The organism is Streptomyces sp. NPDC000229 (assembly GCF_040300825.1).
Classification (GTDB): domain Bacteria; phylum Actinomycetota; class Actinomycetes; order Streptomycetales; family Streptomycetaceae; genus Streptomyces.
Genome location: NZ_JBEPEL010000053.1, coordinates 23,624 through 50,269, shown reverse-complemented (window position 1 = coordinate 50,269; position 26,646 = coordinate 23,624). Strand labels below are relative to the sequence as shown.

Below are 26,646 nucleotides of genomic sequence, written 5' to 3'. Positions count from 1 at the left end.
CGCCAATGCTCCGCAGTGGCTCCCTCCTCCGCCTTGCGATGCACGGCACCAGACGCCACTCCCTGATCCAGCCTGATCCAAACGAAAGACCCTAGGCGGCGCGACGGATCCGGGCCCTGGCCACCAGGCCCAGGGTCACGTCCACCATCAGGAACACCAGCAGGCTGATGCCGAGCATGGGCACGAACCAGCCCACCAGGGCCGTCGCGGCGGCGAGCGGAAGGAGCAGCGTCACGGGTACCTTGCGCCAGGCGCCGCGCGGCATGGGCCGGCCGACGCTCAGCTTCCGCTCCTTCGTGGGCCTGCGCAGCCACCACATCCGGTAGCCCCAGACGACGAGGAGGATGAGCGCGACCATGAGGGCGGCGAGCACGAGCTGGTTGGGGAGTCCGAAGAGGACGCCCATGTGGGCGTCGATGCCGAAGCGGGTCAGCTTGGCGAGGACGGGGTAGTCGGCGAACCGCAGTTCGTCGATGACCGTGCCGTCGGCCGGGTCGACCGCCACCGAGTCCAGGTGGACCGGGAACTGGGTGTCGGTCTCCTTGACGACGTACCCCCGGCCCTCGGCCGGGAGGGTCACGGCGATCTTCCCGGTCACCCCGGCGTCGCGGGCGGCCTCGACGGCCCGGTCGATGCCGACGTCGGGGCCCTGGGGGGCGGGGGCGGTGTGGTGGCCCGAGCCGTGGCCCTCGTGTCCGGTGTCGCCACCGGCGGCCGCGCCGTCGAGGGTCGCGGAGACGGTGGGGGTGGCGCCGCCGAGCTGGGACTGCACGGCGTCGATGTTCTCGCCCGCGTACCGGGACCAGGTCAGGCCGGTCGCGGAAAGGAGGACGAGGCCGGTCACCGCCCACAGGCCGACCGAACCGTGCCAGGAGAGGGTGCGGCGGCGGGACTTGGGGCCGCGCTCGGGGAGGATCAGGGCGCGCTTGGCGGTGCGCCTGCGGCCGATCCACAGCGCCAGGCCGCCGAGGGCGACGACCCACATCCAGCTGGCGGCCATCTCGCTGTAGTTGCGGCCGGCCTCGCCGAGCTGGAGGTTCGCGTGGAACTCCGAGAGCCAGGTGCGCAGCGGCAGGGCGCCCGAACTGCCGTAGCTGGGCAGGTCGCCCCGTACCTCGGCGGTGTACGGGTCGACGAAGACGGCGAGCGACTTGCCTTCCTCGACGGCCGGGCTGCTCATGAGGACGCGGGTGGTGGCACCGTCCTCCGAGGACGGCCAGACGGCGGTCACCGTGCCGTCGGGGTGGGCCTTGCGGGCCGCGTCGACCTGCTCGGAGAGCGGAAGGATCCGGTCGCCGGCCGGAACCTGGAGCTCATGGCGGTAGAGGACCTTCTCCGCCTGGAAGGAGAGGGCGTACAGCAGTCCGCTGGTCGCGGCGATCAGGAGGAGCGGGGCTATCAGGAGACCCGCGTAGAAATGGACGCGGAGGAAGAGGGGGCGCAGGGCGCTCCACGTCGATCCGGTGCCCGTGGGAGTGGTTTCCGCGGGGCGTTCGGCTGTTTCGGCCGTCGTGCGGTCGTCAATGGCCATGACTGTCCTAGGAGTCGGTGTTGCTGCATGTCTGCAGGGGGAAGCAGCCCCCGGGTCAGACGTGCGTCGCTCCGGGGACCGTGGCGCGGGGTACGAGGGACGTGGGCGGGCCGCGCCGCGAGAGGGTGTGCGCGAGGACGCGGCCCTGGTGGCGGCGGGCGTCACGGGTCCGGGGGCGCGGGCTGCGCGGGGCGTCGGGCAGGCGGACGACGGCGAGCAGCAACCGCAGCGGGGTGAAGGCGAGGGCGCCGACGGCGCGGGCGAGGCGGAAGAAGGCGGCCTCGCCCCGGGCCAGCCACAGCGCGCAGACGGCGGCGGCCAGCAGGTGGACGGCGACCATGCCGGCGGAGGCGCCAGCGGTGATCCCCGCGAGGAGGTCGGCCACGCCGCCGGATCCGGCCGGTGCGCCTGGTGCGCCCGGCATGGTGGCCCCGTGCGACGTCATGCCCGGCATCGGCTCCGGGACCGTGCCCGGCACCGACGCGTGGCCGTGGTGGCCGCCGCCGCCCATGAACGTCAGGTGCAGCGCGCCCTGCACGGCGAGGAGTCCCGTACCGATGAAGGCGGCCCCTCGGCGGCGGCCCGCCGCGAGCCAGGCCAGGCCACTGGTGACACCGAACGCCACGAGCAGCGAGCCGGGCGGAACCCCATGCGCAGACATGGACGAATGCCCCATCGCGGCCAATGTCACGCACACCGCCGCGAAAAGGGCGGCGCGGACGGTGCGCATCGGCGACAGGACGTTGGTCATCGTGGCCACATGCTGCCACCCCGGCGGCGGGGGCGGGAGACCGGCGGTTCTTCTGGCAGCAGAACCCCTGTTCGCGGAGGTGCCGGGCGGGGGAGAGTCGGATCATGAAACTTCTGATGCTGGGTGGTACGGAGTTCGCCGGACGCGCCGTCGTGACGGCCGCGCTGGCCCGGGGCTGGGAAGTGACGGTCTTCCACCGCGGCCGCCACGAGCCGCCCGCCGGTGTCGAGTCGCTGCTGGGCGACCGCACCGCGCCGGACGGGCTCGCGGCTCTCACCGAGGGCCGGTGGGACATGGTCGTCGACACCTGGTCGTCGGACCCGACCGCGGTACGGGACGCCGCGCGGCTGCTCGCCGACCGGGTCGGCCGTTATGTGTACGTCTCCAGCCGCAGCGTCTACGCGTGGCCGCCGGCGGCGGGGCCGGCCGAGGACGGCCCACTGGTGGAGGCGTCGCCGGACGCCACGGAAGTGCCGTACGCGGAGGCCAAGCGGGGCGGGGAACTGGCGGCGCTCGCCGCGCTCGGCGAGGAACGGGTGCTGCTGGGCCGCGCGGGGCTGATCATCGGCCCGTGGGAGAACGTCGGCCGCCTGCCCTGGTGGCTGAACCGGATCGCCCGCGGCGGACCGGTGCTCGCCCCGGGCCCGCGGGACCTGCCGTTGCAGTACATCGACGTCCGCGACATGGCCGAGTGGCTGCTGGACGCGGCGGAGGCGGGGCTGTCCGGCCCGTACGACCTGGTGAGCCCGCCCGGGCACACGACCATGGGCGAGTTGCTCGACGCCTGCGTGCGAGCCACCGGTTCGGACGCCGAGCTGCGGTGGACGGACCCGGAGGCCATCCTCGGCGCGGGCATCGAGCCCTGGACCGGGCTGCCGATCTGGATACCGCGCGGTGAGCTGTACGACGCGATACACGGTGGTGACGTGTCCCGGGCGCTGGCGGCGGGCCTGCGGTGCCGCCCGGTGGCCGAGACGGTCGAGGACACCTGGGCGTGGCTGCGCGGGCTGGGCGGGGCGGCGCCCCAGCGGGCGGACCGGCCGCGGTTGGGCCTGACACCGGAGCAGGAGGCGAAGGCACTCGGGGCACTCGGCCTGTGACCTCACCCTGTCCGGGGCGGCGCCGTCACCACCGGGTGAGGAGTAGCGGTTCGCCCGCTTTGCGGACGTAGCAACCTACGAAATCGGAGGGGCGCTGAACGGGCCCCGGATGACGCCCGTATGGAACGGAGCGGTTCACCCCGCCCAGGATTGGAGTTCCATGCGACGCACAAGAAAACGCTCGACACTGGCCAACCGGGCGATCGCCGCCTCGGCTGCCCTGATACTGGGCGGCGGCGGGTTGATTGCGGCCAACGTCTACGCATCCGCCGGCGAGGGCTGGTCGGGCTGGTCCGGGTCACAGCAGCAGCAGCCTCTGAACGCCGGACAGCAGATGTCGACCATCGACTGCCCCGAAGTCGCCAACGGCCTTTCGCAAGTGCCGGACCAGGCACGCGCCGAAGTGGACCGGGAACTGGCGGCGATGGATTCCCAGATCACGGAGGCGTACCAGCGGTTCGCCGACCAGAAGGAACAGATCGAGCAGGACCCGGCCTTTGCCCAGAATGCCATTCTCAATCCGTTGAAGGACAAACGGGTTGCCGCTATCGGCCGTATCGTGATCGCGATTGACAGGATCGCGCAGCGCCCGAGCGGTCTGGAAAGCCTGGCGCCCTGCTCGCTGCGCGCGGACGACGCCAACCAGGTGAAGGACCAGAACGGCGACTTCGGCCAGAACGGCGGCGATCAGAACGGAGACGGCCAGAACGGAGACGGCCAGAACGGCGACGGCCAGGACCAAGGCCAGGGCGACCAGGGTCAGGACCAAGGCCAGGGTGACCAGGGCCAAGGACAGGGCCAGGGCCAGGGTCAGGCAGGCAATGGGCCCGTCGCGTCCGACTTCGTCGACATCCAGAACGTCCAGCCCAATGTCCGTAACCCGCGCAAGCTGAGCGGCGCCTCGCGCGGCAGTTTCGTCACCGACTGCGGGCGCAACGAGAACGGCAAGTTCAACCCGGACAATGTCATCGTCGCGCCCGGTGTGAGCAACGGCGCCCACCATATGCACGACTACGTGGGCAACCAGGCCAACGACGCCTTCGCCAGTGACGACGACCTCGCCAATGGGCGGACGACCTGCCGGAACCAGGGCGACAAGTCCACCTACTTCTGGCCGGTGCTGCGTCTGCAGAACGGCCAGAACGAGAACGACGCCAACGCGGACGGCGGTGGCAAGGACCAGAACGTCGGTGAAATCCTCACGCCCAGCCAGGTCACGATGAATTTCGTCGGCAGCCCGGTCTCCCGGGTGACGGCCATGCCGAAGTTCCTCCGCATCATCACCGGTGACGCCAAGGCGTTCACCAACGGTGACGCCAACGCCAACGCGTCCTGGAGCTGCACCGGCTTCGAGGACCGGCAGCTGAAGGACAAGTACCCGATCTGCCCCCAGGGCAGCCAGGTCGTACGGACATTCAAATTCCAGAGCTGCTGGGACGGCCAGAACACCGACAGTGCCAACCACCGCACTCATGTCGCCTTCGCCGACGGGAACGGCCGCTGCCCGAATGGGTTCCAGGCGATTCCGCAGCTCGTGCAGCGGATCGTCTACGACGTTCCGCAGGGGACGGTGTTCGCGGTGGACTCCTTCCCCGAGCAGCTCCACAAGCCGATCACCGACCACGGAGACTTCATCAATGTCTTCAACAACCGGCTGATGCAGCAGATGGTGAACTGCATCAACGGCGGACGCCGATGCGCCTGATCAGGCCCTGACCCGCCCTGACCAGGCCCTGATCAGCAACCGATGAGGGCCCGGACCACCAGATGGTGGTCCGGGCCCTCATTCCTGCGCGGTCAGCTCCCGTGGTGCCCCGAGTCGTCCGGCTGACCGGAGTGACCCGAGTGGTCCCCTTCGCCGCCCCCGGTGCCCTCGCTGTGGTGCGACGCACCGGTCTCCACCGCGCCGCCGAGCCGGTCGCGCAGCGCGGTCACGACCTTCTCCTCGCCGACGGCCACCCACTTGCGGCCGACCAGGTACGCGCCGCCGTAGTCGTTGGCCTCGTTGATCCACTCGCGCTGACCGCGATCGGTGGCGAAGGTGGCCAGCACGTACTTGCCGTCCTTCGTCTCGCAGTTGGCCTGGCGGATCTCCTTCGCATCCGTCTGTATGTTCGGCTTGCAGGTGACCTTCGCCGCCAGCTCCTCCAGGGAGCCCGTCGCCGTCTTCGGTACGGCGTCGGGCTCGTCCCCGCCCGCGCCGCACGCCGCCGCGGCGGGCAGAGCCAGGGCCACCAGGGCGGCCGTCACCAACGCCAAACGAGTTCGCTCCGTACGCATCTCGCCATCGTGCCGGTTCGCACCCCTGTCCCGGGGGCGAACGCCGAGTAACGTGCGACACGTACCCACCTGATGTCCCGTCAGCATCGTGGAGGAGCGGGCCGTGACCGACCTGTCGAGACGAACCCTGCTGGGGACCGCCGGTGCGATCGGTGTGGGCGCCGCGCTCGCCGGAGCGGCGCAGCCGCCCGCCCTCGCGAAGGAGAACCGCATGGGTCCGGCCCTCGCCGCCCTGAGGCGGCTCCTGCCCCGTCACGCGGACCAGTTCGAGCTGGGGCACCTGAGGAGCGGGCCGGACCGGTTCCGCGTCACGGGCTCCGCCGGCCGCATCGAGGTCGCCGCCACCGGCCCGGCCACGGCCCTCACGGGCGTCCACTGGTACCTGAAGTACGTGTGCGGGGCGCACATCTCCTGGTCCGGCACACAACTCGGCCTCCCGTCCCGCCTGCCCGCGCCACGCGAGCCGCTCGCCCACGAGGCGACCGTCCCGCACCGGTTCGCGTTCAACGACACGCACGACGGCTACACCGCCCCGTACGCCGACTGGGCGCGCTGGGAGCGGCTGATCGACGTGCTCGCCCTGCACGGTTGCAACGAGGTCCTCGTCACCGCCGGACAGGAGGCCGTCTACCACCGCCTCCTGACGGACTTCGGGTACACGGACGCCGAGGCGCGCGCCTGGCTGCCCGCACCCTCCCACCAGCCCTGGTGGCTGCTGCAGAACATGAGCGGGTACGGCGGCCCCCTCGACCCCGGGCCGATCACCCGCCGCGCCGCCCTGGCCCGCCGTATCACCGACCGGCTGCGCGAGCTCGGCATGCATCCCGTCCTGCCCGGCTATTTCGGCACCGTCCCCGACGGCTTCGCCGACCGGAACCCCGGCGCCCGCACCATCCCTCAGGGAGTGTGGGCGGGCCTGAAGCGCCCCGACTGGCTCGACCCGCGCACCGACGCCTTCACCCGCGTGGCGGCGTCCTTCTACCGCCACCAGGCCGACCTCTTCGGCGACGTACGCCACTTCAAGATGGACCTGCTGCACGAGGGCGGCTCGGCCGGTGACGTGCCCGTCCCCGACGCCGCCCGCGCCGTCGAGGCCGCCCTCCACGAAGGGTGCCCCGGCGCCACCTGGGTCATCCTCGGCTGGCAGGCCAACCCGCGCCGCGACCTGCTCGACGCGCTCGACAAGACCCGGCTCCTCGTCGTCGACGGGCTGTCCGACCTGGAGACCGTCACCGACCGCGAGAAGGACTGGGGCGGCGCCCCGTACGCCTTCGGCACCATCCCCAACTTCGGTGGCCGCACCACCATCGGCGCCAAGACCCATATGTGGACCGACCGCTTCACGGCCTGGCGCGACAAGCCCGGCTCCGCCCTCGTCGGCACGGCCTACATGCCGGAGGCCGCCGAGCGCGACCCGGCCGCCCTGGAGCTGTTCTCCGAGCTGGCCTGGCGGCGCGAGCCCGTCGACCGGGTCCGCTGGTTCGAGGAGTACGCCGACCTGCGCTACGGCGGCCGGGACGCACACGCGCGTGAGGCGTTCGCGGTGCTGCGCGACACCGCGTACCGGATCACCAGCCGCGACGGCCGCCCCCACGACTCCATCTTCGCCGCCCGGCCCAGCCTCGCCGCCAACTCGGGCACCCACTACGCCACCCACTCCCCCGCCTTCGACCCCGCCCGCTTCGACAAGGCGTTCGCCGCGCTGCTCGTCGTACGGGAGCCGCTGCGCCGCTCCGACGCCTACCGCCACGACCTCACCGATCTCGGCCGCCAGGTGCTCGCGAACCGCTCCTGGCAACTGATCGGACAGCTGAAAGCCGCGTTCACGCGCAAAGACCTGGACACCTTCCGGGCCCTGTCACGGCTGTGGCTGAAGCTGATGCGGCTGAGCGACGACATGGCCGGTTCGCACCACGCCTTCCTCCTCGGCCCCTGGCTCGCGGACGCCCGCCGCGAAGGACTGGAGCGCACCGCCCGGGTCCTCGTCACCACCTGGGCCGACCGCCCCACCGCCGACGGCGGCCGGCTCGCCAACTACGCCAACCGCGACTGGTCCGGCCTGATCGCGGACTTCCACCTCCCGCACTGGCGGGCGTACCTCGACGAACTGGAGGACGCCCTGGCGCGGAACCGCCCGCCCGCGGCCTTCGACTGGTACGCGATCGAGGAGCCCTGGACGTACGAGAGGAAGACCTACCCGCTCCGCCCGCTCCACGACCCGTACCGGACCGCCAGGCGCGTGTACGAGACCCTCGCCCGCGCTCCCTTCCAGGGCGCCGTCACCGTCTCCAGCACCCCCGAGGCCCTCCGCCCGGGCGCCGACGCCGAGGTCACCGTCACCTTCCGGAACATGAACGGGCTGCGCCCCACCGGGCCCGCCGCGTTCACGCTCGTCGGCTTCGGCGACCAGCCGCCCCTGAGGATCCCGTCCGTCCCGGCGGCCGGCACGGGCACCGTCTCGTGGGGCGTCTCCGCCCCCGCCGGTCCCCTCACCACCCCCGTCGAGCCCGTCCCCTACGAGCTGCGCGCCACCTACGGCCCCGAGGGCGAGACCCCGGTCACCACCGTCCACCAGGGCGATCTGTACGTGGCCGGGCCCCTGGACCGGGCGTGGCGTACGTACGCCAACAACGGGGCCGTCTTCGGCCAGGCCCGGGACCGGTACGCCATCAACGGCGGCGGCCAGGACATGTGGAAGGCGACCGCCGAGTTCGGCACCCTGTACATGGAGGGGGTTTTCACGGACGGCGCGGTCCTGACCGTACGGGTGGACTCCCAGGACGCGACCGGCCCCTGGGCACGCGCGGGGATCGTCGTACGGAACTCCCTGGCGACGCCCGGAGCGCCCGGTTTCCTCAACCTGGCGGTGACCCCGCTCAATGGCGCGGTCCTCTCCTACGACTCGACCGGCGACGGCACCCTGGACACATACCGGCGGATCACCGGGATCAAGGCGCCGGTCCTGCTGCGCCTGTCCCGGGCGGGGGACGGTTTCACCGGGTCGTGCTCGACCGACGGTGGCGCCACCTGGCGTACGGTCGCCACGGTCCAGGTCCCGGGCGCGGCGGCGGCGCAGGACGCGGGGCTGTTCATGACGGCGATACACGGTGGTGGCGGGGCACGCGGGACGGCCGTGTTCAGCGGCGTGACCGGCTGGGCGGACCCGGCCGGCAGGTGACCATCCCTGGATTCGCTCGTTCTGCTGAACGTGAGCACCCAGGAACTCGCCACCCCCTCCCCCGTCGACGTCGACCAGGCCGAGGCGGCCCTCGTCGAGCACTACCCCAGGCTCGTGCGCATCGCCTACCTGGTGCTGCCGCCCGCCCTCGGCCGCAACCGCCGCGTGCTGACCGCGCACTCCGTGGTGCAGCGCTCGCTGCCGCGCCGCCGCACGTCGGGCGACGACGGCGGGATGCCGGGGCAGCGGCGGCCCGAGGACGCGGTCGACGCGGGGTACGCGTACGTACGCGTCCGAGTGCTGCGCCAGGCGCTGGAGGCGGGGCTGCCGCTGAAGCGGAAGGCGTGGCCCAAGCGGGCGCAGCTGCCGCCGCTGCTGCCCCAGGTGTGGGGGCTCAGGCTGTTCCCGCGCGCGGGCGGTGCCGACGAACTGGCCCTGGACCAGCGGCTGTCGGCACTGTCCGGGCCGGCCCGGGCCGCCTATGTGCTGCGTGGTCTGGAGCGGCAGGGCGACGCCGAGGTGCGGCGGGTGCTGGCGGCCGCCGGGGTCGAGGACCCGGAGGCGGCGCTGGCCGAGGCGGACGGCGTGGAGGCCCTGTACGGGCTGCTGGAGTCACCCGAGTTCGATCCGTGCTCGTTGCAGGCGCGCCCCACCGACCTGATGCGGCGGCGCCAGCACGGCAAGGCGGCGCTGGCCGCGCTCGCGGCGGCCGTGGTGTGTGGGGCGCTGCTCGGGCTGCCGGGCGACGGCTGGGGCCCGGACGGTGCGGCCGCCCCGTCGTACGCGCGCAATCCGGTGTCGGAGGCGGCCCTGGACCCGGGCAACCTGCGGCGCGTCGCCCCGGCCGCGTGGCAGCGCTCGGCGCGTACGGACTTCTCCGTGTGGCCCGCGCGGGGCGGTCTCGTCGACGACCGGGCGCTGCTGCGGCGGGCGCTGGCGGTGTGGGCGCGGCCGGGTGCCACGGTGCAGGCCTCGGCGACGCCCGGCACACCGCCGGGGCCGCCGATGGGGCCGCCGCAGCTGCTGTTCGCCGGGGAGGTGGACCAGGCGCGGGTGGTGCTGTTCCACGACGGGCTGCGGGCGGTGCGGTACGCGGAGCCGAAGGACGGCACGGAGGGCGCGGCACTGGACTTCGCCCGGACGGACGGCGCGGACACGGCGTCGGCGCTCGCCCTGGTGGTGGGGCGTACGCATGCCAATGCGCGGTACCTGACGGCGCCGTGGGTACGGGAGGTGTCGGCCCGCGACCTGCTCCAGCCGTTGACCGCGGCACGTCCGGTGGAGCGGGACGCGCACGGGGTGACCGGTGCGTTGCTCAGCCCGGTGGCGCCGAGCGAGTGCCGGGCGTGGGACGTGCTGGAGGTGCGGGACGGTACGACGACCCGGACGCTGACCGACCTCGGTGAGCTGGCCCCGGCCCGGCTGACGTCGGGCCCGCCGTCGGCGCCGGCCGATCTGGCGGGCGCCGGCGTCACGGCACGCGCGGAGTGGGCACGGACGGCGTGCCTGCTGCCCATGGTGCGTTCCCAGGGCGTCCGGTCGGTGAACTCCTGGCGCTTCGCCGAGCAGGAGCTGCCGCACGCCGCCGGTACGGCCGCCTGGCTGTGCACGCGCGCGGACACCTGGCGCGGTACGGGTGGCACGGTGCTGGCGCAGTTCCAGGCGCCGCCCGCGCGGGCGGGTGCGGTGGTGGCGAAGGCGGAGGAGTCACCGGCGTGCGGGACGCGGGAGCCGCGCGTGCTGGCGGGCGGGCTGTGGCAGGCCCCGGGCGGGCAGTTGTACATGCTGGCGGCCGGTAGCCCCGGGGTGGCGTCGGTCACCGTGTCGGGCGGGGTGAGGGGCGGCGTGGACGACGACCGGCTCCTGGAGGTGAAGCTGCCGGGCAAGCCGGGCAAGCAGGTCGAACTGACCGGACGACTGGAGGACGGTACGGAGATCGCCTCCCTGCGGTAGGCCCCGTGCGGGGAAAATCCGGGTGCACGGCCCTGTTGCCAACGGCGTACCCGTCAGTACATTGACGCCATGTCTAATACGCAGCCGGCGGAGACAGCGTCGGAGCGGACCGAGCTCAAGGCCCGCAAGGTCTCCTTCGACTGGGAGGAGACCCCGCTCCACTGGGTTCCCGGCGACCCGTTCACCGCCCACACGATCAATGTGCTGCACCTGCTGCTCCCGGCCGGAGAGCGCTGGTTCATCCACGTCTACCGGCAGGTGCTGCCCTACATCCGCGACGACCGGCTGCGCGAGGACGTCATCGGGTTCATCGGCCAGGAGGCGATGCACTCCCAGGCTCACGACGACGTCCTGCCGCACCTGAAGAAGCTCGGGCTCGACCCGACCCCGTACACCGCGCAGGTCGACTGGCTCTTCGAGAAGCTCCTCGGTGACAGGACGCTGCCGCCCGGCAGGGCCAGGCGGTGGTGGCTGATGGAGCGGGTGGCGCTGATCGCGGCGATCGAGCACTACACGGCGTTCCTGGGCAACTGGGTCCTCAACGCCGAGGAGCTGGACCGGCGCGGCGCCGATCCGATGATGCTGGACCTGCTGCGCTGGCACGGCGCGGAGGAGGTCGAGCACCGGTCGGTCGCGTTCGAGCTGTTCATGCACGTCGACGGCGGTTACCGGCGGCGTGTACGGACCTGGGCGACGGCGTTCTCGGCGCTGGTGTTCCTGTGGCAGCGCGGCGCCCGGTTCTTCATGGAGAACGACCCGTCGCTGCTGAACGGCAAGGCGTCGGTGAAGGACTTCGTCACCCGCGGCCGACAGGGTGTGCTGCCCTCGACGCCGGACATGCTGCGGTCCATCCCCCGCTATCTGAGCCGCACCTACCACCCCTCCCAGGAGGGCAGCACGGCCCAGGCGGTCGCCTACCTCGCCTCGTCCCCGGCCGCCAACGGAGGTCACTGACCCATGCCACGCGCGCGTACCGTCGTCCTCGCCGCCACAGCGGCCCTGTTGGTGAGGCGTGCCGTGCGCCGCCGCATCCGGACCGCCCCGTTGTGGCCGCTGCCCGCCCTGGAGGAGCCGATATCCGGGCAGAGCCGCCGCTCGTCCACGGCCCGCCGCCACGTCCTGGTCACCGAGCGGTCCACGCCCGCCGAGGGGGTCGTCCAACTGCGGCTGGAGGGCACAGGGCTGCCGTCCTGGGAGCCGGGCGCGCACCTCGACCTGGTCCTGCCGTCGGGGCTGGTGCGGCAGTACTCGCTGTGCGGGGACCCGGCGGAGACCGACACGTACACCGTCGCCACCCGGCTCGTCGAGGACGGGCGGGGCGGCTCGCGCGAGGTGCACGAACAGCTCCACGAGGGCACGGAGATCGAGATCCGGGGGCCGCGCAACCGGTTCCCGCTGGTCGCCTCTTCCGCGTACGTCTTCGTCGTGGGCGGTATCGGGATCACACCGGTGCTGCCGATGCTGCGCGCGGCGCGGGCGGCGGGCGCGGACTGGCGGCTGCTGTACTGCGGGCGCAGCCGGGCCACGATGCCGTACCTGGACGAGGTGGAGAAGCTGGGCGGCGACGTCACCGTCGTCCCCGAGGACGAGGCCGGCCTGCCGGACCTCGCCTTCCTCGCCGACGTCCCGGAGGGGGCGGCCGTCTACTGCTGCGGCCCCGACGGGCTGATGGACGCGGTGGCGGAGCGGCTGCCGAAGGGGCGCCGGTTGCACCTGGAGCGGTTCGCGCCCGCGGCCTCCGCGCCCGGCGCCGCCTTCGAGGTCGAGCTGCGGCGGTCCGGGCGTACGGTCACGGTGGCGGCGGACCAGTCGGTGCTGGCGGCCGTGCGGGCGGAGGTGCCGCATGTGTCGTACTCGTGCGGGCAGGGCTTCTGCGGTACGTGCCAACAGCGCGTCGTCGAGGGCGAGATCGACCACCGGGACGAGCTGCTCAACGACGACGAGCGGCACGACACGATGCTGATCTGTGTGTCACGGTGCCGCGGTGAACGGCTGGTGCTCGACCTGTAGCTACGGCAGCAGCAGCCAGTCGGCGGCCAGGGCGGCGAGCAGGCCCGCGCCGAGGAGCCAGGTGCCCAGGCGGGTACGGCCGTTGCGGCTGAGTTCGATGACGACGCCGCACAGGATCATGGCCAGTCCGTAGACGCCGACCACGAGCACGGAGGTGCGGCTGGCCAGCCGGAGCACCAGGACGACCGCCATCGTCACCAGCAGGACGGATGCCGCGGCGATCCGCAGGCGCCGGGCCTGGCGCGGCGTGAGGCCGGTGCGCGGTGCCGGGGTCTCGGGGTCGGAGATGCTCATGCTCGGCAGCGTAGCGAACTGTGTATCGGCCACTGTTCGAAGGGCTGTCGGTGGCGAACGTTAGGCTGTTCGTATGACGACCGGGGCGCGGCGCAGGATGGGCGTCGAGGAGCGCAGGCAGCAGTTGATCGGGGTGGCCCTGGAGCTGTTCAGCCACCGCTCCCCCGACGAGGTGTCGATCGACGAGATCGCCGCCGCCGCCGGCATCTCCCGGCCGCTGGTCTACCACTACTTCCCGGGCAAGCAGAGCCTGTACGAGGCGGCGCTGCGGCGCGCGGCGGACGAGTTGGCCGGGCGGTTCGTGGAGCCGCGGCAAGGTCCGCTGGGGGCGCGGCTGCTGCGGGTGATGGGGCGGTTCTTCGACTTCGTGGAGGAGCACGGGCCGGGGTTCTCCGCGCTGATGCGCGGCGGTCCGGCGGTCGGCTCCACGACGACGAACGCGATGATCGACGAGGTGCGGCAGGCCGCGTACGAGCAGATCCTCGCCCACCTCGGGGTCACGGACCCGCCGGCCCGCCTGGAGCTGGTCGTCCGGTCCTGGGTGTCCCTCGCCGAGTCGACGGCGCTGCTGTGGCTGGACGGGTGCCGGATACCGCGTGCGGAGCTGGAGTTGCAGCTGGTGCACGACTTCGCGGCGCTGGCGGCGGTGAGCGCGGCGTACGACGACGAGATGGCCACGCTGCTGCTGGAGATGCTCGCCGACGAGCCGGTCGACGGGCCGTTCGGCGAGCTGGTCGACCGGCTGGGGGCGCTGCTGCCGAAGGTGCCGGCGGTGACGGCTCAGCCCGTCCCGTAAGGGGGGCCGCCGAGTTCGGCGGTGAGTGCGCCGCGCAGCAGGTCACGGGCGCGGTCGAGGGTGAGGGAGCCGCTGAGCCAGCGTTTGCTCAGGCCCTCGACGAGCGCGGTGAGGCGTTCGGCGGTGTCGTCCGGGGACACCTCCGGGGGGACGGTGCCGTCTCGCTGCGCGCGGCGGACGAGGTCGCTCGCGTAGTCGGTCCAGCGGGCCGTGGTGGTGCGGAGCTGGTCGCGCAGTTCGGGCTGGAAGACGGCGGTGGACCGCAGTTCGCCCCAGGCGGTGCTGTTCTCGATGACGGCCGGGGTGTCCTGGAGTTCCAGCAGCAGCATTTCTTCGAGGTGGCCGCGTGGGTCGGTCTCGGGGTCCGCGGTGGGGTCGGTGTAGCGCTCGGCCCGGGTGTTGATGAACTCCAGCGTGTGGGCCAGCACACCGGCCCGGTCCCGGAAGTGGTAGTAGAGCAGCGAGGTGGAGACCCCCGCTTCCTCGGCGAGTTCTTCCACGCGCAGGCCCCGGATGCCGCGCTGGGCGATGACGCGGGCGGCGGCTTCGAGGATGGCGGTACGGCGATCGGACATGTCCTCGATGCTACCGTACATCCTGACTGAAATTTCAGTCAGGATGTCGGGCGACACCGAGAGGCAGCACCATGAGGGGACTCAACCGCCGCACGCTGCTGAGGTCCGGGGCGGCGGTGGCACTGACCGCGGCCACCGGGGCGGCCTGCCGGCCCGGCGAGGACGGGCCCGCCGGGCGGCGCCACATGCCGGCGGAGGGCGAGCGGCACGCCCGGACGTTCATGGCCTGGCCGTCGGCGGACTCGGAGTGGGCGGACTGGGCGGAGGAGGTCCAGGGCGACATCGCCCGGGTGGCCCGCACGATCGCCGGGTTCGAGCCCGTGGTGCTGCTGGCCGCCCCCGAGGAGGTGAAGGCGGCCCGGCGGGCCTGCGGATCGGGCGTGGAGGTGGTCCCGGTCGCCGTGGACGACCTGTGGGTGCGCGACACCGGGCCCACGTTCGTCACCGGCCCTAAGGGCCTGGCGGGTATCGACTTCCACTTCAACGGCTGGGGCGGCAAGCAGGACCACCGGCGCGACGCGAAGGTCGCCCGTACCGTCCTGCAGCGCGAGGGGCTGCCCCGCGTCGACGCGCCGGTCACCGCCGAGGGCGGGTCGCTGGAGGTCGACGGCCACGGGACGCTGATGGTCACCGAGAGCTCGCTGGTCAACCCCAACCGCAACCCGGGCCGGTCACGCGACGAGATGGAGAAGGCGCTGGGAGAGCTGCTCGGGGTCTCCACCGTCATCTGGTTCAAGGGCGTACGGGGCCAGGACATCACCGACTGCCACGTCGACGCCCTGGCCCGCTTCGCCGAGGACGGCGCCGTCCTGCTCAGCCGCCCGCACCCGGCGAACGGACCGGACGTCTGGAGCCGCGCGTACGACCAGGCGCGTGGCGTGCTGGAAACGGCGACCGACGCACGGGGCCGGAGACCGGAGATCGTCGACCTGCCCGAACCCGATCCCGCCGCGCTCGGCCGCCGCGGGCCGGCCTTCCTCGGCTCGTACGCCAACTACTACGTCGTCAACGACGCCGTGATCGTCCCCCGCTTCGGCGACCGGAAGGCGGACCGGAACGCCGTGTCGATCATCGGCGAGCTCCACCCGGGCCGGGAGGTGGTCCCGGTGGAGATCCACACCATCGCCGAGGGCGGCGGCGGCATCCACTGCGCCACCCAGCAGCAGCCGGAGGTCTGATCAGCTCGAACGGTAGGAGGGGTCGAGGTCGCGGACCTCGGCGGAGATGTGCAGCACGCGGCCTTCGACGGGCTTGATGTGCCGCGGGACGAGCGCGATGACGGCCTCCGTCAGATGCGCCTTGGCCTCGTCGCTGCGCCCGGCCAGCAGGTCGATGCCCACGTGGACCAGGGCGTCGTCCGCCGCGCTGTCGCCGATCACGGTGTCCGCCACCTTGCGCGTGCGCGTCTTGCAGGCCGCGAGCCGGGCGTCGACCGTCTCGACGACAAGGGGGTGCAGGGCCAGCGCGAAGCCCCGGCGGTCGAAGTCCTCGTCGAGGGAGGCGGAGTAGTCGACGGTGATCTGCGGCATGGGTATCGCTCCCGGTCGTGGACGTGTCCGGGCCACGATAGAGCGGGGCGCCACGGTCCGGCACAGGTGTCCGAACCGTGGCGCCCCGCCCGTCGTTCCTACCGCTGGGTGAACACCGCCACCGTGCGGGCCGGCACCGTGAAGGTGCCGGTGGCCGCCTCGTACGAGGAGGCCTTCACCGTGGCGTCGGAGCCCTTCGCCTGCACCGGGTGCAGGGCGTAGCCCTCGCCGGAGAGGGCGGGGACGGTCTGCGCCTGCTCCGTGGGCGTGGCGTTGAAGACCACGACCAGGTCACCGAGGCGCATCGTGATCACGCCCGGGGTCTCGTCCTTGCCGGAGAGCGGGAACGACAGCGCGGCCTGGACCTCGCCGGCCGTGGACAGGCTGAACGCCTTCTCCGTCGTACGGAGCTTCAGCAGGTCCTGGTAGGCGGCGGAGGCGCCGGTGATCTGCGGGCAGCCGACCGTCAGGGACGGGGACGACAGCAGCGGCTTGCCGAAGGGCCACTTGTCCTTGTTGTCGGCCGCCGGCGGCAGGCCGCGACCGAAGCCGTTACCGGCCCGGCAGTCCCAGTTCAGGACGTTGAACCAGTCGCCGCTGTCGTACGAGTTGCGGTCCAGCGACTTGGAGCGCAGCAGGTCGCTGCCCGCCTGGGAGAGCGCCGGGCCCTGGGAGAGCACGGCGGTCGCCATGGCGAGGACCTGCATCCTGGCCCGGTCGTCGGGGGACGTGTCCGCCGGGAGCTTGAAGGCGAGCGCGTCGTACAGGGTCTCGTTGTCGTGGGCGTCCGCGTAGGCGAGGGCGTCGCCGGGTGCGGCGGCGTAGCCGGCGGGGGCGCCGTTGTAGTCGACCTGGGAGCCCTTGACCGTACGGCCTCGGCTGTCCGTGAAGGAGTAGGAGGCGAGGTTGCCGGACAGGCCCACCTTGATGAGGTCCTGGTAGTGCAGGAGGCGGGCCTTCTGCTCGGCCGGGGTGCCGTTCGCCGTGGAGGTGTTGGGGTCGGTGAACAGGCCGGAGGCGAAGCCCTGGACGCCGGGGTCGGCGTCGAAGGGGCCGCCGCCGCGGACGGCGTCGCGGGCCCGGTCGGAGAAGGTGGCGATGCCGGTGCCGGCCATGTTCTTCTGGGTGGCCTGGACGAAGCGGGCGTCGTCGGCGATCTCGCCGAAGTTCCAGCCCTCCCCGTACAGGATGATCTTCTTGCCGTCGACGCCGTCCTTGGCGACGGTGAGTTCGTCGAGCGCCTTGCGGACGGCGAGCATGTTGGCCTTGGGGTGGTGGCCCATGAGGTCGAAGCGGAAGCCGTCGACCTTGTACTCCTTCGCCCAGGTGACGACCGAGTCGACGACGAGCTTGCCCATCATCGTGTTCTCGGGCGCGGTGTTGGCGCAGCAGGTGGAGGTGGCGACGGTGCCGTCGGGCAGCAGGCGCTGGTAGTAGCCGGGCACGATCTTGTCGAGCACGGACTTCTCCGACTGGCCGCTCGCCACGGTGTGGTTGTAGACCACGTCCATGACGGTGCGCAGCCCGGCCCCGTTGAGGCCCTGGACCATCTGCCGGAACTCGACGGTGCGGCGCGTGCCGTCCGGGTCGGAGGCGTAGGAGCCTTCGGGGACGGTGTAGTGCAGCGGGTCGTAGCCCCAGTTGAACGCGTCCTTGGCGGCCGCCTCGGACACGCATGCCTGCTGCTCGTCGGAGTCGGGGGCGTACGCCTTCAGGTCGCAGTCGGGCGTGGCCTGGCCGGACTTCTTCTCGGGGATGGTGCCGATGTCGAAGACGGGCAGCAGGTGCACGTACGAGGTACCGCTCGCGGCCAGCTTCTTCAGGTGCTTCATGCCGTCCGACGTGGTGTCGGTGAAGGCGAGGTAGCCGCCCGGGTGCTTGGAGGTGCGGTCCGCGATGGAGAAGTCGCGGACGTGCAGCTCCTGGATCTGGGCGTCCCGCAGCGGGGTGGCGGCGGGCTTCTTCAGCGAGGACCAGCCCTTGGGGGCGAGCTTCGGGTCGGTGAGGTCGGTGACCAGGCTGCGGGCGGAGTCGGTGGTGAGGGCGGTGGAGTAGGGGTCGGTGACCTTGTTGGTGACGACCTTCTGGACCGTGGGCGCCCAGACCTTCACCTCGTACCGGTACGGCTTGTTCTTCCAGCTCTTGTTGCCGGTGACCGACCAGACGCCGGTCGCCGCGTCACGCTTCATGGTCACGCGCCGGCCGTCGAGTTCGAGGGCGACGCTCTGGGCGGTGGGCGCCCAGAGGGACAGGGTGGGCGTGCCGTTGCGGAAGACCGGGCCGAGCGCCTTGGCTTGCGCCTTCGTGCCGTACAGGTCGTCGAGGACGCCCGGGATCTGCACACCGGTGGCGGCGAGCAGGGCGCCGTTGGCTGCGCGGTGGGTGGCGATCAGCTGGCCGCGCAGGGCGTCGCGGATCCGGTCGCGGTCGCGCGGGTCGAGGGTGAAGGCCGGGTAGTCCTTGAGGTGCGGGTACTTCTCCTTCTGCGCGTCGCTGAGCGTGCCCGGGTTCAGCCGCAGCCAGCGGCCCTCGTCGGAGAGGGCGCCGTTGCTCGCGGTGATGGAGCCGTTCCTGTCGTACACGAGCTGGGTGCTGGTGCCGGGTGCGGCCTTGACCTTCCAGACGACGGTGTTCGCGTCGATCCACTGGGCCTCGGCCTTGGTGAGGTCGAGGTCGGGTGCGGCGCCCGTGGTGGGCAGCAGGTAGCCGGTGTCGCCGGTGAGGAGCCAGACCTCCTTGCCGTACGCGCCGAAGTCGAGGGACCGGTCGGCGGGGATGTCCTTCTCGTCGCCCTTGTGGACGATGTAGGACAGGGACGTGGCGCCCGCGGCGAGCGGTACTTCGAAGGTGAGGCCGAAGGCGTCCTTCTTCACGGGCTGGAGCGGTTTGGACCAGTCGGTGGGCGTGGCGGCGCCGGTCCAGGTGTGCAGCCCCCAGCCGTCGTAGTTTCCGTCCGGGCGGTGGTAGTGGATGACGGCCTTGCCCTGGTCCTGCGGCGGGTAGGCGCCGTCGGGGGCCTTGTTCTGCTGGCCGTCCGCGCCCTGCTTGATCCAGACCTCGCCGGTGGCGGAGAGGTCGAGGGTGCGCTGCGGGCCGTCGGCCGTGCCGTTCTTCTCGACGGTGTACGGGACGGACGTCGCGCCGTCCTCGACCTTGACCCAGGCGAAGGCTCCGTACGCGTCGCGGCCGGTGAAGGCGGCGGTGGTGGCGCCCGTCCTCAGCTGCCATCCGTCGTAGTCGCCGTCGGGGCGCTGGTAGTGGACGACGGCGTAGTCGCGGTCGACGGCGCTGGGCCTGTCGGGCTTCGGCGCCTGCCCGGCGGTGGTGGTGGCGAGGTCACTGGCGGTGCGGCCGGTGCTGTCGACGACGACGGCCTTGTAGCGCAGGGCGGTGCCCGCGGGGGCGGTGACGGTGTCGGTGACCTTGTACGGGGCGTGGTCGGCCGAGCCGAGGGTCCGCCACTTCCCGTTGCCGGTCTGGGCGGCGAAGACGACCCGGTTCAGTGCGCCGCCGTCGACGTCCGCCGTGATCTCGACGGTGCCGGTGGCTCCGGCGGCCGGGGCCTTGAGGTCGATGGTGGGCGCGGTGGCCGGGGCCGGGACGGGCTTGGAGGCCTTGAGGACGACGGAGGAGAGGGCGGGGACGGTCAGCTTCAGCTTGTCGCCGCTGCTCGTGACGGTGCCCGCGCCGCCGTACAGGTACCGGAAGCCCGCGCCCGGGGAGTCGGTGGCGAGCTCCACGGTCTTGGGGGTGGTGGCGTTGTTGACGGCGACGACGTACTCGGTGCGCATCCCCGCGTCCGTACGGGAGAAGGCGTACACGCCCTGCCCGGTGTCGGCGTGCCGCTCGGTCTGGACGCCGTCGCGGAGGGCCGGGTGGGCCTTGGTGAGCCGGGAGAGGGCGGCGATGGAGCGGTAGAGAGGATGGCCGGTGTCGTACGCGTCGGTGGCGTGCGTGCGGTCGGTGCCGAGCTGGTCGTCGTCGAGGTAGTCGGCGGTCTTCGACGCGAACAGCGTCTGGCGGGCGTCCTTGTCGCCGCCGGCGCCGGTGAAGCCCTGTTCGTCGCCGTAGTAGACGACCGGGTTGCCGCGGGTCAGGAACATCAGCTCGTTGGCGAGCCGGTAGCGGTCCAGCAGCTCCTTCTCGTCGGCCTGGGCGTTGTCCTGCTTCAGGAACGTGCCGAAGCGGCCCATGTCGTGGTTGCCGAGGAAGGGCACCGACTCGTAGGCGTTGGCCTTGTCGGTGGTGTAGCGGTAGTCCTGGGCGAACAGCTCGGAGAGCTTGGTGGCGGGGCCGCCCTGGGAGGCGTACCGGCGGGCGGCGTCCTGGAAGGGGAAGTCGAGCGTGGCGTCGAGGCGGCCCCGGGTGACGTACGGGGCGGTGACGGCCGGGTCGGCGGAGTACACCTCGCCGAACATGAAGAAGTCGTCCCGGCCGCGCTTGGCGGCGTACGCGTCGAGGGCGGTGGCCCACTGGGGCCAGAACTCCGAGTTGACGTGCTTGACCGTGTCGATGCGGAAGCCGTCGATGTCGAAGTCGTGCACCCAGCGCTGGTAGATCTTCTCCATGCCCTCGACGACCTCGGGCCGCTCGGTCCACAGGTCGTCCAGGCCCGCGAAGTCGCCGTGCGTGGACGACTCCCCGGCGAAGGTCGAGTCGCCCCGGTTGTGGTACATCGTCGGGTCGTTGAGCCAGGAGGGGACCTTGAGGTCCTTCTTGGCGTCGGGGACGACCGGCGTGCGCGGGAAGGAGTCGCGGTTGGTCTTCGGGAACGGCTTGGTGCCGTCGGCGTAGTCGGCGTCGTCGAAGGGGACGCCGTCCTTGGTGAGGTAGGGGAAGGCGCCCTTGGAGAGGTAGTTGTAGGACTTCTCCTCGTAGTCGACGACGTCGGCGGTGTGGTTGGTGATGACGTCGAAGAAGACCTTCATGCCCTTGGCGTGGGCCTTGTCGATGAGCTTCTCCAGGTCGGCGTTGGTGCCGAAGTGGGGGTCGACCTGGGTGAAGTCGGTGATCCAGTAGCCGTGGTAGCCGGCCGAGGCGTCCTTGCCCTCGCCCTGGACGGGCTGGTTCTTGAAGATCGGCGCCAGCCAGATGGCGGTGGTGCCCAGACCCTTGATGTAGTCGAGCTTCTCGGTGAGCCCCTTGAGGTCACCACCCTGGTAGAACCCCTTGTCGGTGGGGTCGTGGCCGGTGGTGAGGCGGGATCCGGTCAGTCCGCCGCGGTCGTTCTCCGGGTCGCCGTTGGCGAACCGGTCGGGCAGGACGAAGTAGAACTGCTCGCGGGTCAGGTCGTGCCGGGCGGGCGCGGCCGCGAGCGCCTTGTCGGACGGCGGGGCGGGTGGCTTGGGCGTGGCGGTCGCCGGCAGGGCCGGGACGAGTGCCACGACCGTCGCCGCCGCCAGGGCGGCCGCGGTTCTGCGCGGCAGGCGCGGGGCGCGCGGCAGGGATCGGGGGCGTATCAAGGCCGGATCTCCTCGAAGAGGGTTACGGAGACGGGATTGCGTGCCGCCCCGTGGCCCGGGAGGGGCGCGGGGCGGCGGGTGGGTGTACGTGCCGGGGGACGCGGCTCCGGGCTCGGCTCGGGCTCGCTCGGCTCGGGCTCGCTCCCGGCTCCCGCGGCCCGGTGGTCCGGGCCGCGTGAGGGGCGCCCGCCGGGGGTCAGGAGCGGAACGTGTCGTTCAGGGTGACCGTCCCGGAGGCCGGGACGGTGGCGGTGCGGTTGGCGCCGGATTCCCAGGTGACGTTCCCGGCGGCGTCCTTGCGGATGTACTTGTACTGGAAGGACGTTCCGGCGGGGAGCGTCACGTCGAGCTTCCACACCGGGTAGGCCGCCGGGTCCAGCTTGGGCGCGCTGCCGGTGTTCCAGTTGCCGAGGGCGGCCTGGTTCCCGGTGACGTGGATGTTCTCGCCGGGCACGGTGGTGGCGTTGACGGCGAAGGACGCGCCGGTGACGGCGGGCGGCGGTGTCGTGGGACCGGCGCCGCAGGTGCGGGCCCCGGCGTGCAGGGCGACGGCCGTGCCCGCGCCGAGCGTCGCCGTGAACCGGCCGTCGCCGCCGACGGTCACCGGGCGGTTGTTCTGGACGTCGCAGTAGTCACCGGCGGGCAGTGACGTCTGGAACGTACGGGTGAGGGCGGACGCCTCGTGGTTGATGGCGACGTACGCCTTGGTGCCGCGGCCGAAGGCGATCTGGTCGCCGCCGTTGTCCCACCAGTTCGTGACACCCTGACCGCGGGCCACGTTCCGGAAGGCGACCATGGAGGCGATCTCGCGCCAGGCGTGCTGGCACTTCCAGCCGTCGCTGTAGCAGGCGCTCACGTTTCCGCCGCCGGGCGGGCCGGCGTCCTTGTCGGTCCACTCGTAGCCGGAGTGGACGTCCGGTGAGCCGTAGGGCCAGGCCAGCATGAAGACGTTGGCCAGCGTGTAGGCGGAGCCGTTCTTGTAGTTCAGCGTGTCGCCGCCGCGCTCGGTGTCGTGGTTGTCGACGAAGACGCCGGACTTGCCGGACTCCATGTGGCCCCATGCCTCCCCGAAGTTCTTCAGGTGGGCGAGGTTCTCGCCGAGGAAGACGCGCTTGAGGTCGCGGGCGTAGCGGAACTCCTGGACGTCGCCGTTGCCGAGGTACTCGCTGGGCGAGACGGCCTCACCGGCGCCGTGTATCGCCTCCTGCTTCCAGTACACGCCCGGGTTGCTGAGCTTGGCCTTGATGGCGGCCAGGTCGTTCGCGGGCATGTGCTTGGCGGCGTCGATGCGGAAGCCGTCGACACCGAGCGACAGCAGGTCGTTCATGTAGCCGGCGATCCTGCTGCGGACGTACTCCTCACCGGTGTCCAGGTCGGCGAGGCCGACGAGCTCGCAGTTCTGGACGTTGACCCGGTCCTGGTAGTTGGTGATCTGCGCGGTGCAGTCGTCGAAGTCGGGCCCGGAGTACAGGCCGGGGTAGCCGTACTTGGTGTACGACGAGCCTCCGGTACCGGTGCCGTTTCCGGCCGCCATGTGGTTGATGACGGTGTCCACGACGACCTTGACGCCCGCGCCGTGGCAGGTGTTCACCATGGACTGGAAGGCGGCGCGGTCACCGAGCCGGCCCGCGATCTTGTAGCTGACGGGCTGGTACGAGGTCCACCACTGGCCGCCCTGGATGTGCTCCTGCGGCGGGGAGACCTGGACGTAGCCGTACCCGGCCGGGCCGAGTGTGTCGGTGCACGCCTTGGCGACGGAGGCGAAGGTCCACTCGAACATCACGGCGGTGACGTCCTTGTCGCCGGGCGGGGCGGCCGCGGCGGGAGTGGGGGGCGCCGTGACGGCCACAGCGGCTCCCGCCACGAGGGCGAGTGCAGCGGCCACGGTCTTTCGGGCCATGTTTCCTCCTGGGGAATGGGAGGTGCGGAGTGCGACGGTGCAGCCTCGTACGGCAACGCGCCATGCCCGCAAGGCCCTGGTGAAGCTTCTTGCTGCAAGACAGCAGCAACAGTTTTCGGTCGTGACCGTACGAGCCCCCAGCTACGCGGTCAACCCCTTGGACACGCGCGGTTTACGTGAGCGAGATCCATCGGGTCCCTGGCTGCAAGGTCTTTCGCAAGCACTTGCAGTGGTGTTACGTTCAACCTCGACTCCGGTCCGGTCGGCCGAGGGTCCCCGTACCCCGGGGCTCCACGCGCCCGGCCGGCCGGACCGGTCACCCGAAGGCGGCCGGTGTCACGAGCCGGGAGGCCCGGGGCCGATGAAGACCCCGCCGCGCCCGATCACGGGCGGGCCCCGGGCCCCCTCACCCGTTCACCTGCGACCGGCGGTGGAACCCCGCACCACCAGCTCCGGCTGGAAGACGAACTCCGTCCTCCCCCAGCTACCGCTGGGAGGTGCCCCCAGCACCGGGTTGCCGTCGATCTCCTCCAGCAGCGCGTCCACCGCCGCCGTCGCCATCGCCTGAACCGGCTGGCGCACCGTCGTCAGCGGCGGGTCCGTGAACGCGATCAGCGGTGAGTCGTCGAAGCCGACCACCGACACGTCCGAGGGCACGTCCAGGCCCCTCCCGCGCACCGCCCGTATCGCGCCGAGCGCCATCAGGTCGCTGGCGCACACGATCCCCGTGCAGCCCTGGTCCAGCAGCGCCCCGGCCGCCGCGTGCCCGCCCTCGACCCCGAACAGGGTCGGCTGGACCCGCAGTTCCGCCTCCTCGGCGCTCACCCCGAGCAGAGCGCGCAGCGCGGCGGTGAACCCCTCGGCCTTGCGCTGCGACGGGACGTACCGGGTCGGGCCGATGGCCAGCCCGATCCGCTCGTGGCCCAGCTCGACCAGGTGCCGCACGGCCATCCGGGCGGCCGAGCGGTCGTCGGGCGAGACGAAGTGGGCGTCGATGTGCTCGTTGAAGCCGTTGATGAGCACGAACGGCACGCCCCGGCCCGCCAGTTCGACGTACCGGGACGGGTCGGCGCTGGTGTCGGCGTGCAGCCCGGACAGGAACACGATGCCGGTGACGCCGCGCTCCTCCAGCTGCTCGACCAGCTCGTCCTCAGTGGCGCCGCCCGGCATCTGGGTGCACAGCACGGGGGTGTAGCCGTGCCCGGCCAGCACCTGTTCGATGACCTGGGCGAACGCCGGGAAGATCGGGTTGGTCAGCTCGGGGATGACCAGGCCCACCAGGCCGGCGCTGCGCCGCTTGAGCCGCACCGGCCGTTCGTAGCCGAGTACGTCGAGGGCGGCCAGCACCCGGGTCCTGGTGGGTCCGGCGACGCCCGCCTTGCCGTTGAGGACCCGGCTGACCGTGGCCTCGCTGACGCGGGCCTGTGCCGCGATGTCCGCGAGCCGCGGGGCGCCCCCTCCTCCGTCGCCCCGCGGCTCGGTCCGTGCGTCGCCACGGGGCGACACGATCGTCACACCGCCCACCAGACGGTGGTGTCGGCGGGCAGCTCGGCGGTGCCGTCCACGCTGACGCGCACCTGCTCGCTGGAGAGCAGCATCCGGCCGGGCACCGCTATCCGCACCGGGCTCGCCGTGGTGTTGGCGTGGCACATGAAGGCACCGCGCCGGAACGCCAGTACGCCCTCGGGCGCGTCCAGCCACTCCACGCCGTCGCCCGCACCCAGTCCGGGCTGCTCGCGGCGCACCGCCAGCGCGCTGCGGTACAGCTCCAGGGTCGAGCCCGGGTCACCGGTCTGGGCCTCGACGCTCAAGGACCCCCAGGCCGCCGGCTGGGGCAGCCAGCTGCCGCCGTTGCCGAACCCGTACGAGGAGCCCCGCACCGTCCACGGGATCGGCACCCGGCAGCCGTCGCGGAACCCGTCCTGGCCGGTCGCCCGGAAGAACGACGGGTCCTGGCGCACCTCGTCGGGCAGGTCCGTGACGTCCGGCAGGCCGAGCTCCTCGCCCTGGTAGACGTAGGCGGAGCCGGGCAGCGCCAGCATCAGCAGGGTCGCCGCGCGCGCCCGGCGCAGCCCGAGCTCCCGGTCGCCGGGGGTGCGCAGCTGGGTGCCGAGACCGGGCGGGTTGGCGAACCGGGTGGCGTGCCGGGTCACGTCGTGGTTGGACAGCACCCAGGTGGTCGGGGCACCGACGGGGCGCATCGCGGCGAGCGAGGCGTCGATGACCTTGCGGAGCTCGGCCGCGTCCCAGTAGGTGCCCAGGTACTGGAAGTTGAACGCCTGGTGCATCTCGTCGGGGCGTACGTAGTTGGCGGTGCGCTCCACGGTCGGGGTCCAGGCCTCGGCGACCAGGACGCGCTCCCCGTCGTACTCCTCCAGGACCTTGCGCCAGCTGCGGTAGATCTCGTGGACGCCGTCCTGGTCGAAGAACGGCATGACATCGTTTCCGAGCAGCTTGAGCTGGTCGTGGGCGCCGATGTCGGGCAGGCCGGCCGCCTTGACGAGGCCGTGGGCGACGTCGACGCGGAAGCCGTCGACGCCCATGTCGAGCCAGAAGCGGAGGATGGAGCGGAACTCGTCGCGCACGGCGGGGTGTTCCCAGTTGAAGTCGGGCTGCTCGGGGGCGAACAGGTGCAGGTACCACTCGCCGTCCTCGACCCGCGTCCACGCCGGGCCGCCGAAGATCGACTCCCAGTCGTTCGGGGGCTCGGAACCGTCCGCGCCGCGTCCCGCGCGGAAGTGGTAGCGCTCGCGCAGCGGCGACCCGGGGCCCTCGCGCAGCGCGCGCTGGAACCACTCGTGCTGGTCGGACGAGTGGTTGGGCACCAGGTCGACGATGATGCGCAGCCCCAGTTCGTGGGCTTCGCGGATCAGCGCGTCGGCGTCGAGGAGGTTGCCGAACATGGGGTCGATGGCGCGGTAGTCGGCGACGTCGTACCCGGCGTCGGCCTGCGGCGAGGCGTAGAAGGGGCTGAGCCACACGGCGTCGACGCCGAGGTCCTTCAGGTACGGCAGACGGCTGCGGATGCCTTCCAGGTCGCCCATGCCGTCGCCGTTGCCGTCGGCGAAGCTGCGCGGATAGACCTGGTAGATCACCGCGTCTCTCCACCAGCCGGTGTCCGTGCCGGTGGTACCGGTTGCGGGGGCGGCGGGGGCAGCGAGGTGCTGGGTCATGTCTTCCCTGGAGTGGAGGAGTGGAGCGGCCGCCGGCCCGGGAACAGGCCGGGCCGGCGCCGCGGACCGGGATACGGAAGGGGGGTCGGCGGTTCAGCCGGGACCGGCGGCCGG

Annotated in this window: 18 protein-coding genes; 8 read left to right on the top strand and 10 right to left on the bottom strand. The window is 72.1% G+C overall.

Translation table 11 applies throughout. The features are described from left to right. Positions 1-91: 91 nt before the first annotated feature. Positions 92-1,531: a PepSY-associated TM helix domain-containing protein gene (locus tag ABT360_RS23695; RefSeq protein WP_351819901.1), complete on the bottom strand. Its 1,440-nt coding sequence runs from the start codon at positions 1,529-1,531 to the stop codon at positions 92-94. Positions 1,532-1,586: 55 nt separating this feature from the next. Next, positions 1,587-2,282 carry a hypothetical protein gene (locus ABT360_RS23690; RefSeq protein ID WP_351819916.1) on the bottom strand — a complete coding sequence of 232 codons (696 nt, stop codon included), beginning with the start codon at positions 2,280-2,282 and terminating at the stop codon, positions 1,587-1,589. Between the two features lie 104 nt (positions 2,283-2,386). On the opposite strand from ABT360_RS23690, the gene ABT360_RS23685 reads away from it, so the two are divergent. Both ABT360_RS23685 and ABT360_RS23680 read left to right on the top strand, forming a co-directional pair. Continuing rightward, complete coding sequence (locus ABT360_RS23685; RefSeq protein ID WP_351819898.1) at positions 2,387-3,382, top strand: NAD-dependent epimerase/dehydratase family protein; 996 nt, start codon at positions 2,387-2,389, stop codon at positions 3,380-3,382. Between the two features lie 160 nt (positions 3,383-3,542). After that, a complete protein-coding gene (locus ABT360_RS23680) occupies positions 3,543-5,087 on the top strand; it encodes a DUF1996 domain-containing protein (RefSeq protein WP_351819895.1) in 1,545 nt (514 codons plus the stop codon). A 92-nt stretch (positions 5,088-5,179) separates the two neighbouring features. On the opposite strand, the gene ABT360_RS23675 is transcribed toward ABT360_RS23680, so the two are convergent. Then, positions 5,180-5,662, bottom strand: coding sequence for a hypothetical protein (locus tag ABT360_RS23675; RefSeq protein ID WP_351819892.1), 483 nt, complete (start codon positions 5,660-5,662; stop codon positions 5,180-5,182). Between the two features lie 103 nt (positions 5,663-5,765). On the opposite strand from ABT360_RS23675, the gene ABT360_RS23670 reads away from it, so the two are divergent. The 4 genes from ABT360_RS23670 (at position 5,766) to ABT360_RS23655 (ending at position 12,803) form a co-directional block, all read left to right on the top strand. After that, complete coding sequence (locus tag ABT360_RS23670; protein WP_351819889.1) at positions 5,766-8,840, top strand: alpha-N-acetylglucosaminidase; 3,075 nt, start codon at positions 5,766-5,768, stop codon at positions 8,838-8,840. A 21-nt stretch (positions 8,841-8,861) separates the two neighbouring features. Continuing rightward, positions 8,862-10,793: a hypothetical protein gene (locus ABT360_RS23665; protein ID WP_351819913.1), complete on the top strand. Its 1,932-nt coding sequence runs from the start codon at positions 8,862-8,864 to the stop codon at positions 10,791-10,793. 69 nt (positions 10,794-10,862) lie between these two features. Further along, the gene (locus tag ABT360_RS23660; protein ID WP_351819886.1) at positions 10,863-11,747 is read left to right on the top strand and encodes a metal-dependent hydrolase; all 885 of its coding nucleotides are present in this window, start codon (positions 10,863-10,865) and stop codon (positions 11,745-11,747) included. A 3-nt stretch (positions 11,748-11,750) separates the two neighbouring features. Further along, positions 11,751-12,803: a PDR/VanB family oxidoreductase gene (locus tag ABT360_RS23655; protein ID WP_351819883.1), complete on the top strand. Its 1,053-nt coding sequence runs from the start codon at positions 11,751-11,753 to the stop codon at positions 12,801-12,803. Here ABT360_RS23655 and ABT360_RS23650 read toward each other — a convergent pair whose 3' ends face one another. After that, positions 12,804-13,097, bottom strand: coding sequence for a hypothetical protein (locus tag ABT360_RS23650; protein ID WP_351819880.1), 294 nt, complete (start codon positions 13,095-13,097; stop codon positions 12,804-12,806). Positions 13,098-13,170: 73 nt separating this feature from the next. Between ABT360_RS23650 and ABT360_RS23645 the strand changes: the two genes are divergently transcribed. Next, positions 13,171-13,893 carry a TetR/AcrR family transcriptional regulator gene (locus ABT360_RS23645; protein ID WP_351819877.1) on the top strand — a complete coding sequence of 241 codons (723 nt, stop codon included), beginning with the start codon at positions 13,171-13,173 and terminating at the stop codon, positions 13,891-13,893. Here the strand turns inward: ABT360_RS23645 and ABT360_RS23640 are convergent. After that, a complete protein-coding gene (locus ABT360_RS23640) occupies positions 13,878-14,468 on the bottom strand; it encodes a TetR/AcrR family transcriptional regulator (RefSeq protein WP_351819874.1) in 591 nt (196 codons plus the stop codon). The two genes, ABT360_RS23645 and ABT360_RS23640, sit on opposite strands and share 16 nt — an antisense overlap. Positions 14,469-14,539: 71 nt before the next feature. Here ABT360_RS23640 and ABT360_RS23635 point away from each other — a divergent pair, with 71 nt between their 5' ends. Then, positions 14,540-15,646: an agmatine deiminase family protein gene (locus ABT360_RS23635; RefSeq protein ID WP_351819871.1), complete on the top strand. Its 1,107-nt coding sequence runs from the start codon at positions 14,540-14,542 to the stop codon at positions 15,644-15,646. On the opposite strand, the gene ABT360_RS23630 is transcribed toward ABT360_RS23635, so the two are convergent. The 5 genes from ABT360_RS23630 to ABT360_RS23610 all read right to left on the bottom strand — a co-directional run bounded on the left by ABT360_RS23630 (position 15,647) and on the right by ABT360_RS23610 (position 26,532). Continuing rightward, positions 15,647-15,997 (bottom strand): 5-carboxymethyl-2-hydroxymuconate Delta-isomerase, encoded by a 351-nt coding sequence (locus ABT360_RS23630; RefSeq protein ID WP_351819869.1) that lies wholly within the window; start codon positions 15,995-15,997, stop codon positions 15,647-15,649. A gap of 98 nt (positions 15,998-16,095) precedes the next feature. Continuing rightward, complete coding sequence (gene pulA / locus ABT360_RS23625; RefSeq protein WP_444852316.1) at positions 16,096-21,423, bottom strand: pullulanase-type alpha-1,6-glucosidase; 5,328 nt, start codon at positions 21,421-21,423, stop codon at positions 16,096-16,098. A 232-nt stretch (positions 21,424-21,655) separates the two neighbouring features. Continuing rightward, complete coding sequence (locus ABT360_RS23620) at positions 21,656-23,359, bottom strand: carbohydrate-binding module family 20 domain-containing protein (RefSeq protein ID WP_351819867.1); 1,704 nt, start codon at positions 23,357-23,359, stop codon at positions 21,656-21,658. Positions 23,360-23,773: 414 nt separating this feature from the next. Continuing rightward, positions 23,774-24,886 carry a LacI family DNA-binding transcriptional regulator gene (locus ABT360_RS23615; RefSeq protein ID WP_444852315.1) on the bottom strand — a complete coding sequence of 371 codons (1,113 nt, stop codon included), beginning with the start codon at positions 24,884-24,886 and terminating at the stop codon, positions 23,774-23,776. Beyond that, a complete protein-coding gene (locus ABT360_RS23610; RefSeq protein ID WP_351819865.1) occupies positions 24,871-26,532 on the bottom strand; it encodes a glycoside hydrolase family 13 protein in 1,662 nt (553 codons plus the stop codon). Before ABT360_RS23610 ends, ABT360_RS23615 begins: the two co-directional genes overlap by 16 nt. Between the last annotated feature and the right edge of the window lie 114 nt (positions 26,533-26,646).